The following is a 9,801-nucleotide window of genomic DNA, read 5'->3' as shown; positions in this document are numbered from 1 at the left end:
CCGCCGCCGGGCCCTCCTCCCCCCCCACCCCCCCCCCACCCGCGGGGTGTGTCCTGGTTTTTTTTTTTAAAAAAAAAAAAAAACCCGGGGGCCCCCCCCCCCCCCCCCCTCTTGTCTGGAATTCCAGTTCGGCTGTTAGTTATTGCCGAAGAGGTTGCGGTCGGCGCCCTGAGGCGCGGACTTGGGTACATCGCCAGACGAATTCAGCAGCTTGTAGATCGGCGAGTTGCTGTCACGCACCGAATACGTCTGCGTGTTGTCGACATTGGCGGTCGACTGCTTGTTGATGTCGGTCCCGCCAACATTGTCGTTGCGGGCATAAGCACTGCCGGCGGCAATCAAGAGGGCGGCGGCAGCAAGAACAATCTTTTTCATTTTGGGTACTCCTGGATTTCTCGGATCCAGGCGGCGGGCATGCCGCCGCCTTGATGGTGGGATCGGCTGTTAGTTGTTGCCGAAGAGGTTGCGGTCGGCGCCCTCGACGACCGGCTGCTTTTCAGTATGGTCCGACGTCTTGACGGAAGCCGTGTACGAACTATCGACGGAAGGCGCAGGCTGCTTCGCGCCGTTCGAACCATAATTGTCGCTAGCGGCGAAAGCGCTGCCGGTGATGGCCAAAACGGCGGCGGCAGCAAGAACGATCTTTTTCATCTTAATACTCCTGAATTTTTCAAATCCCCGGACGGCGGATATGCCCGCCGCCCTGATGTTGGGATCGGCTGTTAGTTGTTGCCGAAGAGGTTACGGTCGGCGCCCTGGACAGGCTGCTCGTCAGCATGAGCCGGCTTCTGAATGGAAGCCGTATACGAGCTGTCGACCGAAGCGACAGGCTGGTTCGCAGCCTTGGAACCAAAGTTGTCGCTGCCAGCGAAGGCGCTGCCGGTGATGGCCAAAACGGCGACGGCGGCAAGAGCGATCTTTTTCATTTTAGTACTCCAGTATCTTAGTTTTCCGTCCGTCTAGCGGCGTGTCTTGGGAGGAATTCGCGTCGTCCGGACAGCCCCGATGTGGGAAAGCCAATGGCCAGTTTCCAATCACGAAGTTGTTTGGTGTGGACCAAGAATCTACACCTTGAAATTGTGCCAGGGATTCCCTTTGCCACAATTTTATTCATAAATATGAAGTAGATAGCCCATAGTATCGGTCTGGCTGCAAAGTGACTTGGGGAGGCAGCGTTCACAGCGTCCTGCACGCATTGTCAACAGAAACGAACCGTTCGGTTCGATTTTTTAAACCGATAAAAGTCGCAACCGGGTTTGTTTGTCGAATCGTTAACCATTTCAGCCAAATGCGGCCTCGCCGTTCTGCCGGCTTTCGGCCCGTTTATGCCGGCAGCGAAGGCAGCAACCGGGCAAGCAGAAACGGGTCAGACCCCGTAACGTTCGGTGCGGATGAGAGCCGCAGGCACGCCGGCATCGATCAGTGCCTCGGCGGCGGCCGTCACGAATGCGTTCGAGCCGCAGACAAAGGCGAGCTTCGGTGGCGCGGGCAGCCTAGTCATGGCTTGCACCATCATCGCGGCGTCGATCCGCCGCGCATAATCCGCCGGACGGCGGGCCGGCTCGCGCGTCAGCGTCAGCACCAGGTCGAAGCCATCCCGGCGCTCGGCGAGGTCGATCAACTCGTCGCGAAAGATCACCTCGTCCCAAACCCGCGCCGAAAACACCAGGGCGGCGGCGACCAGCGATCCCCGCATCGCCCGGTGACGGACCATCGACATCAGCGGCACCACGCCCGACCCACCGCCGACGAGCAGGAGCGGTCCGCCATCGTCGTCGGACCAGACGAAATGGCCGCCGAGCGGCCCGCGCAACTCGACCTCGTCGCCCACCGCCGCGATCTCGTGAAAGAACGGCGAGACCTCGCCGTCCTCGAGTTTTTCAATTGCCAGTTCGATGGTCTCGCCGGTCTCCGGTGCCGAGGCGATGGAATAGGAGCGGCGCGCCTGATAGCCGTCCGGCGCCGTCAGCCTGACATCGACATGCTGCCCGGCACGGTAGACGAAGGGCCGCGACGGCTGCAGGAAAAAGCTGGTGACGCGTGGCGTGCGCTTTTGGATGCGGGTGATGGTGACCGTCTGCCAGGGCGACTGCGCCGCCGGTGCGTCGCTCATGGATCGTTCGTGTAGCGCTGCTCGCGCCACGGGTCGCCATAGATATGATAGCCTCGCAATTCCCAGAAACCCGGCTCGTCACGCTCGGTGAACTGCAGCCCGTTCAGCCATTTGGCCGATTTCCAGAAATAGAGATGCGGAACGAGCAGCCGCGCCGGGCCGCCATGGTCAGGCGTGATCGGCCTGCCCTCGTAAAGCAGCGCCACCATCGCCTTGCCGCCGGTAAGATCCTTCGTCGGCACGTTGGTGGAATAGCCGTCGAAACCCAGCGCCAGCGTGAAGGCGGTGGGCGGCTCGATGCCGGCGTCGGCAAGGATGTCGTCGACCAGCACGCCCTGCCAAGCCGTGTCGAACTTGGTCCATGCGGTGACGCAATGGATGTCGCGCGTCATCTTGGTCAAGGGCAGCGCGTTGAACTCGGCCCAGTTCCACTTCTTGATCGGCCGCGGCCCGTGCTTAAGCGTGAACGACCAATCCTCGGTGCGCACATGCGGCGTCGGGCCGGCCGACAGGACCGGGAAACCTTGCTCGAGATATTGCCCCGGCGGGATACGTGCATCCGTATCCGTCGGCGGCTTTCGTCCGGAAGAGAAGCCTCGGGTAACCATCGAGAATATCCGTTTGCGCAGGGTCCAGTCGACCTTTGTCAGTTTTCTCGAAGACGCGCGCGCGGGCAACCGAAATCTTGGCTCCGGCCTGGCGGCAATGCTCTACATCGATCTTGGCAGCGCGGCGCCCGCTTCAGCCACTGGCGAAGGGGACGGCGACAAACATCTGGGCGTCGCCGCGCTCGACAAGCAGCAGCACCGATTTCCTGCCGGATTTGGCAGCCTGCACAATCGCCTGGTTAGCCTGCCTGGCGCTCCTCACCGGATGCTGGTCGACGGCGACGATGATGTCGCCGGGCTGGATGCCGGAAGCCGATGCCGCCTTGTTCGGGTCGACGCGCTCGACCAGCGCGCCGTGCTGGTTGCCGGCCAGGTTCATTGCCTGGCGAACATCCGGGGTGACATCCGTCAGGCCGAGGCCGAGCGCCGGTGCGCGAAGGCCCTGCCCCGTCGACGGCTGACCCTGATCGCCGGTCACCGATCCCGTCGTCATGTCGTCCTCGTTGCGCCCGACCTCGACGGAGATCTGCAGGCTTTGCCCCTTGCGCCAGACATTGAGGGTTTCCCTCGTACCGGGCGCAATTTCGGCGACGGCGCGCGACAGGTCCCTTGGATCCTTTATGTCCTGGCCGGCGAAGCTGGTGATGACGTCGCCGGTCTCGATGCCGGCCTTGGCGGCCGGCGATCCGTCGCTGACCTGCGCGACCAGCACGCCGGCGGGGTGGTCGAGGCCGATGGCGCTCGCCATGTCAGGCGTCACCGGCTGGATCTGGACGCCGAGATAGCCGTACTGGATGGAGCCGCCCTTCATCAGTTTGGCGACGACCTTTTGCGCCTGGTCGGAGGGAATGGCGAAGCCGACGCCGACGCTGCCGCCATTCGGCGAAAAGATCGCCGTGTTGATGCCGACGACATTGCCGTTCACATCCGTCAGCGGGCCGCCGGAATTGCCCCGGTTGATCGGCGCGTCGATCTGGATGAAGTCGTCAAACGGCCCGCTATGCAGGTCGCGGCCGCGCGCCGAAACGATGCCGGCCGTGACCGTGGTGCCAAGGCCGAAAGGATTGCCGAAAGCGAGCACCTGGTCGCCCGGCATGAGCTTGTCGGAATCGCCCCATTTGACGGTCGGCAAGGGCTTGCCGGACTTGACCCTGAGCACGGCAAGATCGTTCTTGGCGTCATGGCCGATCAATTTGGCGGGAAGCTCGGTGCCGTCGTCGAGCGTCACCTTGATCGACTGGGCGCCGTCGACGACGTGATTGTTGGTGACGATTGTGCCGTCGTCGCCGACGATGAAGCCCGAACCGAGAGCCTCGGTGCGCGGCGCCTGCTCCGGCGGTGTCTTGGGGGCGGGCTGCCCCTGGTCATCGAAGAAATGGCGGAAATAATCGTCGAAAGGCGAGCTCCGCCAAAGGGAGAGGCGTCGCTCATGGTGTCCGGCTGTTGAGCTTTCATGACCGTCGTGATGGTCACCACCGCCGGTTTGTCGGCCGCCACGACCGGCGCGAACGAGCCGCTCGGCGCCGTCATGCCGGTGACCGGAGGGGTCACTGTTGCCGCCAGGACAGCATTCAGCCTGGGAGCGAGAGGCAGGGCGAAGGGGCTGACGATCAGCGCGGCGCCCAGCAGAGCGGCGACGCGATGTCTGCGAAGGGTCTGGATTGGTGACATGGCCGTTGTCCGGGCGAGAGATTGTGGAGCGCCGCAACGTTCCGTCACCGGAACGATTCACCGGCGTGTCGGTCGTCGGCCTTGCCTGTCTCGCCTGTCACGGCAGCCGACCGGATCGACAGCCCCGCATCTAGGGCGCCGATCGTGGTTTCCAGATAATATTACGAAGATTTAATTTCCGGCTGGCAGCCGCCTTGCGCGTTGGCGCCGAAGCCCTAAACCAAAAACCCGCCTCGCGGCGGGTCGTTGGGGCGAATGATCACCATATCCAGATTAGCAGCATAGCTGCCGGCACAAAGCAAGAACAAAATAGCTGCCCAAGACAAATCCCTTCAGGTTCGCCGCCGCCGCCTCACTGCCCCGCTAAGGCTTGCTATGCCGCTGTCCCGTCGGTCCGGCGGAGATAGGCGGTGGCGATCTCGCGCATCCGCCTGCCGTCGAAGCTCGGTCCATGACCGCCGTGGCCGATGCGGATCGGCAGCTCGAGCAGGCGTTGCATCGTGCGGCGGTAGGCGGCGCGATCGGAATCCGGCAGGTCGTCGATCAGCATGGCGTCGTAGATGGCGTCGCCGGCGAAGAACAGGCCGTCTGCCTCGTCGAACAGCGCGATCGAATCCGGAGAGTGGCCGGGCAGATGCAGGACGCGCAATTGCCGGTCGCCAAGATCAACCACATCGCCCTCGTCCAGCGTTCGGGTTAGCGCCGCCGGTGGAATCCTGTAGTCGGCCGCCTTCCAGCCCTTTGCCGGCAGCCTGGAGACGGCGCCTTCCAGATCGTGGAACATGTAGGCGTAGGTCACCGCCTCATCCATGCTGTCGAACTGCGCGGCGCTGTGGCTCGGCCCTGCTCGCAACGGAAACTCGTGCAGCGAGCCGACATGGTCGAGATGGATGTGCGTGGCGACGACGAGCAGCGGCTTGCCGGATGGCGTGTCGATCTGCGGCGCCAGCGGGCAGATCCCCATGCCGGTGTCGACCAGCAGGTCGACATCGCGGCCGCGCAAATGCCAGATGTTGGCGCGCACGAAATCATGCACGAAGGGCTCGGTCAGCATCGTCGTCTTGGCGTCGACGATGGTTTTGCTGAACCAGCTGTCCATCAGATCAAGGCCGGCATCAGACGAACGGCTTGCCGACCTTGTACTTTTGCGGGACCAGCCGCTTCAGATAGGCCATGCCCGCGTCGGACAGCCGGTTGATATCGGGCAGCATGAAATCATCCGGCATATGGCGCGTCTTGCCGGCGACGTTCTTCAGCGGCACCTTCTTCAGCACGGTTTTCTTGCCGTCATATTGCAGCGCCACCGAACCGCCGCCCTCTTCGGCCACCGTGACCGCGAAGGCGCCGGCGTCGAAGGCCTCCTGCGCGTCCACCGCGCTGATGGCGCCGACATAGCCGCGCGGCATATAGCCGAGCGCATCGACGCGCGCCCGCTTGCCCGGCAGCCCTTCGGCGAGCGCGCGCTCCAAGGCTGCCGGCAGGTCGCTGCCCGACAGCTTGACGTTGCCGTGCTGGTCGCGCTCCAGCCTTTCCGGCGGCACCAGGCTTTCGACCAGCGCCTTGCCGTCGGCGGTGCTGACGCCTTCGGAGACGGCAACGATGCAGCGCTTGTGGCGGTCGAGCGTGGCGCGCACGTCGTCGATGAAACCGGCCGCCGAGAACGGCCGCTCCGGCACGTAGACGAGATGCGGACCGCTGTCCTGGTCGAGCTGCCAGGCCGCGGATGCGGCCGTCAGGAAGCCGGCATGCCGCCCCATGACGATGCCGACATAGATGCCCGGCAGAGCGCGGAAATCGAGATCGACCGACAGGAATGCCCCGGCGACGAACTCGGCCGCCGACATGAAGCCGGGCGTGTGATCGTTCTCCTCGAGATCGTTGTCGATGGTTTTCGGCGCGTGCACGAAGGCGATCTTGCCGCCCGCGGCGTCGGTCAGGATCTGCTGCGTGCCCGAGGTGTCGTTGCCGCCGATATAGATGAAGGCGTCGGCGCCGGCTTTCTTCAAGCCGTTGAGGATGAGGTCGCAATAGGCGGCATCCGGCTTGTCGCGCGTCGAACCAAGCGCGGCGCTCGGTGTCGCCGCGATCAGCCGCAGGCGGTCCTCGGGGATGGCGGAAAGATCGACGTAATTACCGTCACGAATGCCGCGCACGCCGTGGATGGAGCCAAGGACCTTGGCGCCGGGATGCCGCTTGCGGAATTCGAGCGTGGCGCCCACCACGGTCTGGTTGATGACGGCGGTCGGGCCGCCGCCTTGCGCGATCACAAAAGTTCCGGTCATTGTTCACGTCTCCCGGGCGATGAAAATCGCAGGCACATTCGCCTGTCTTGCGGCATCGCGCAACGGCAGAGTGATCACTGAAAGCGAAGCCGCCGTTCAGACGACGACGACCGGATTCTTCTTGGAGACGCGGCTGTAGAGATCGATGATGTCCTGGTTGATCAGGCGCACGCAGCCCGACGACATCGCCTGGCCGATGCTCCACCATTCGGGCGAGCCGTGGATGCGATAGCCGGTGTCGCTGCCGTTCTGATAGATGTAGAGGGCACGCGCGCCGAGCGGATTGTCGAGGCCGCCCGGCTGTCCGCCTTGCCATTTCACCAGTTCCGGCCTGCGGGCGATCATCTCGGGCGGCGGGGTCCAGACCGGCCATTCCTTGCCGTACTGGATGTTGGCGCGGCCCGACCAGCGGAATCCGTCCTTGCCGATGCCGACGCCGTAACGGATCGCCTCGCCGCCGGGCTGCACCAGATAGAGCAGCCGCTCCTGCGAGTGAACGACGATCGTGCCGGGTTGCTCGCCGGTCGGATCGACGACGATCTGGCGGCGGAACTCCGGCTTGACCTTGAGATAGGGCACTTCCGGCACGTTGAAGCCACCGTCGGTGAGCGAAGCGTACATCACGTCGGGGCTGGTGATATTCTTGTCGACGCTGATGCTCGGACGGACCGGCCGGATCGAGCCGGTGGTGACATCGTCGAGCTGGAGCGACGGCAGATCCAGAGTCTGGCTGCAGCCGGTAACGCCGAGCAGCGCCAGCGCACCGGCGCCGGACAGCACCGTGCGGCGGGAAAGCTGTATTTCGGTTTCGATTGCGTCGCCGGTGTGCGGCAGCGACAGACCTTGCGGCAACTCACGCATTTACCCAAACCCTACGCTATCGGCGGGAAACACGGTCCGGCCAGATAGCAGGCATTTTCACCAATCATGGTTGAAAAAGCGTGAAGGCCGGCCGCCTGGCGTTAACGAGGGGCTTTTTCGATTTTTGCCTCTTTACATCTTCACGAGGCCAAGGATTTATCCTCTTCTTTGAGCTCAAGGAGGAGAAAATGTCTTTCGAAAACTGGGCCGCGTTTGCCGCCGCCTCGGCAATCCTTCTGGTCATCCCGGGCCCGACCATCCTGCTGGTGGTGTCCTATGCGCTCGGCCAGGGCTGGCGCACCGCGCTGCCGATGGCAGTCGGCGTGGCGCTCGGCGACCTCACCGCGATGACACTGTCGATGCTGGGCATCGGCGCGCTGCTGGCGGCGTCGGCCACCGTATTCACGGTGCTGAAGGTGATCGGCGCCTTCTATCTGATCTATCTCGGCATCAAGCTGTTTCGCGCCGGCGGCGCGCTCCGGGCCGAACCGCGCACCGATGCGGTGTCTTCGGCCAAGATGACGGCGCATGCCTGGCTGGTCACCGCGCTCAATCCGAAAAGCATCACCTTCTTCGTCGCCTTCCTGCCGCAGTTCCTCGACCGGCACGCGGATTTCTGGACACAGATGCTGATTTTCGAGACGACCTTCCTGACGCTCGCCTTCGCCAATGCCTTCGGCTACGCGCTGATCGCGGCAAGAGCGCGCAACGTGGTGCGCAACTCGAAGGCGATCCGCATCTTCAATCGCACCGGCGGCACGCTGCTGGTCGGCGCCGGGATCGCGACGGTGGCGATGCGATCGGGCAACTGAGGACAGACCATGGCGGTCAGCGATGCATTCGGCTTGACACTGTCCGGCGCGACGGAGGCCGGGCTCTCGTCCTACAGCCGGGCTGTGCGCGAATTGCAGTGCTTCATCGGCGATCCGGTCGGTTCCATTGACCGGGCAATCGCCGACGATCCCGGCTTCGTCATGGCGCATGTGTTCAAGGGTTATCTCTTTGGCCTCGCCACCGAGCGAGAGGCGACGGCGGTGGCCAAGGCATGTCACGAGGCAGCGCTGCCGCTTGCCGCGACGACACGCGAGCAGGCGCATGTCGCCGCCCTTGGGTACCTTGCGGACGGACACTGGCACGAGGCCGCCCGCGTGCTGGAGGACATCGCCATCGAGTTTCCGCTCGATGCGCTGGCGCTGCAGACCGGCCACCAGATCGACTTCTTCACCGGCAATGCCCGTATGCTGCGCGACCGCATCGGCCGCGCGCTGCCGTCCTGGCAGAGTGGCATGCCGGGCTACCACGCCATACTCGGCATGCAGGCCTTTGGGCTGGAGGAAATGGGCGACTACGCGCGTGCCGAAAGGCTTGGCCGCACGGCGGTCGATCTCGAGCCGCGCGACGGCTGGGCCCAGCATGCGGTGGCCCATGTCATGGAGATGCAGAGCCGGCAGAAGGACGGCATTCTGTGGATGCGCGCCAATCCTGAAGCGTGGACGCGGGAAAGCTTCCTGCAGGTGCACAATTGGTGGCATCTGGCGCTGTTCCATTATGATCTCGGCGAGACCGACGAGGTGCTGGCGCTCTACGACGGGCCCATCTATGGCGAGCGCTCGACGCTGGCGCTCAACATGGTCGATGCCTCGGCGATTCTGTGGCGGCTGCATCTCGGCGGCGTCGATGTCGGCGAGCGCTGGACTGCGCTCGCCGCCAACTGGTTGCCCAAGGCCAGCGCCGGCCATTATGCCTTCAACGACGCCCACGCGATGATGGCGTTCGTCGGCGCCGGCCTCGACGCGCCGGCCCGCGGCTTGCTCGAGGCGCAGCGCGAGGCGATGCAGGGTAAAGACGACAACGCTGCTTTCACCCGGGATGTCGGCCATCCCCTGACGCTCGCCATCAAGGCATTCGGCGAGGGCAATCATGCCGAGACGATACGCCTGATCCGGCCGATCCGGGCAATCGCCCATCGCTTCGGCGGCAGCCACGCCCAACGCGACGTCATCGACCTGACGCTGATCGAGGCGGCCTTGCGTTCCGGTGATGGCGCGCTGGCGAGGGCGCTTGCGGCGGAACGCGCGCTGGCACGGCCGGACAGCCCGTTGTCGGCACTGTTTTCACGGCGCGCAACCGCTCTCGCGGCGAATTGACCAAGACTAAATCTTGCCTTAAAAACTGCCCCGGCCAGATTTTTTCGAGTGTCGAAAAAATCTTCGCGTGTTGACCGGGGTGCGTTTCCGGCGGCACGATTGCCGGGATATCTTCGCCG

The 9,801-nt window shown here is 64.0% G+C and carries 10 protein-coding genes and 1 pseudogene; 2 read left to right on the top strand and 9 right to left on the bottom strand.

The genetic code is table 11. The features are described 5' to 3' along the window. Window positions 1-135: 135 nt before the first annotated feature. From AC0L2X_RS13270 to AC0L2X_RS13230, 9 genes and pseudogenes are all read right to left on the bottom strand, one after another. On the bottom strand, window positions 136-375 hold the full coding sequence (locus AC0L2X_RS13270; RefSeq protein WP_352490405.1) for a DUF680 domain-containing protein: 240 nt from the start codon (window positions 373-375) through the stop codon (window positions 136-138). A gap of 69 nt (window positions 376-444) precedes the next feature. Beyond that, a complete protein-coding gene (locus AC0L2X_RS13265) occupies window positions 445-651 on the bottom strand; it encodes a DUF680 domain-containing protein (RefSeq protein WP_352490406.1) in 207 nt (68 codons plus the stop codon). Window positions 652-722: 71 nt separating this feature from the next. Then, complete coding sequence (locus AC0L2X_RS13260; protein ID WP_473557827.1) at window positions 723-926, bottom strand: DUF680 domain-containing protein; 204 nt, start codon at window positions 924-926, stop codon at window positions 723-725. Between the two features lie 440 nt (window positions 927-1,366). Beyond that, window positions 1,367-2,113 carry an FAD-binding oxidoreductase gene (locus tag AC0L2X_RS13255; protein WP_473599905.1) on the bottom strand — a complete coding sequence of 249 codons (747 nt, stop codon included), beginning with the start codon at window positions 2,111-2,113 and terminating at the stop codon, window positions 1,367-1,369. Further along, complete coding sequence (locus AC0L2X_RS13250; RefSeq protein ID WP_473599904.1) at window positions 2,110-2,721, bottom strand: molybdopterin-dependent oxidoreductase; 612 nt, start codon at window positions 2,719-2,721, stop codon at window positions 2,110-2,112. The genes AC0L2X_RS13255 and AC0L2X_RS13250 overlap by 4 nt, the downstream gene beginning before the upstream one ends. Before the next feature lie 133 nt (window positions 2,722-2,854). Continuing rightward, a pseudogene (locus tag AC0L2X_RS13245) lies at window positions 2,855-4,392 on the bottom strand (DegQ family serine endoprotease). Window positions 4,393-4,765: 373 nt separating this feature from the next. Continuing rightward, on the bottom strand, window positions 4,766-5,491 hold the full coding sequence (locus AC0L2X_RS13240) for an MBL fold metallo-hydrolase (protein WP_473599903.1): 726 nt from the start codon (window positions 5,489-5,491) through the stop codon (window positions 4,766-4,768). A gap of 16 nt (window positions 5,492-5,507) precedes the next feature. Continuing rightward, window positions 5,508-6,674 carry a diphosphate--fructose-6-phosphate 1-phosphotransferase gene (locus AC0L2X_RS13235; RefSeq protein ID WP_473599902.1) on the bottom strand — a complete coding sequence of 389 codons (1,167 nt, stop codon included), beginning with the start codon at window positions 6,672-6,674 and terminating at the stop codon, window positions 5,508-5,510. 96 nt (window positions 6,675-6,770) lie between these two features. Further along, entirely contained in the window at window positions 6,771-7,535 is a 765-nt protein-coding gene (locus AC0L2X_RS13230) for a L,D-transpeptidase (protein ID WP_473599901.1), read from the bottom strand. Window positions 7,536-7,723: 188 nt separating this feature from the next. Here AC0L2X_RS13230 and AC0L2X_RS13225 point away from each other — a divergent pair, with 188 nt between their 5' ends. Together AC0L2X_RS13225 and AC0L2X_RS13220 are read left to right on the top strand one after the other, a co-directional pair. Further along, window positions 7,724-8,347 (top strand): LysE family translocator, encoded by a 624-nt coding sequence (locus AC0L2X_RS13225; RefSeq protein ID WP_473599900.1) that lies wholly within the window; start codon window positions 7,724-7,726, stop codon window positions 8,345-8,347. A 9-nt stretch (window positions 8,348-8,356) separates the two neighbouring features. After that, window positions 8,357-9,682, top strand: a complete 1,326-nt coding sequence (locus tag AC0L2X_RS13220; protein ID WP_473599899.1) for a tetratricopeptide repeat protein — start codon at window positions 8,357-8,359, stop codon at window positions 9,680-9,682. Window positions 9,683-9,801: the final 119 nt, after the last annotated feature.

The sequence above is a fragment of the Mesorhizobium sp. WSM4828 genome (genome assembly GCF_055811175.1).
This window is presented reverse-complemented; position numbering and strand designations above follow the sequence as displayed.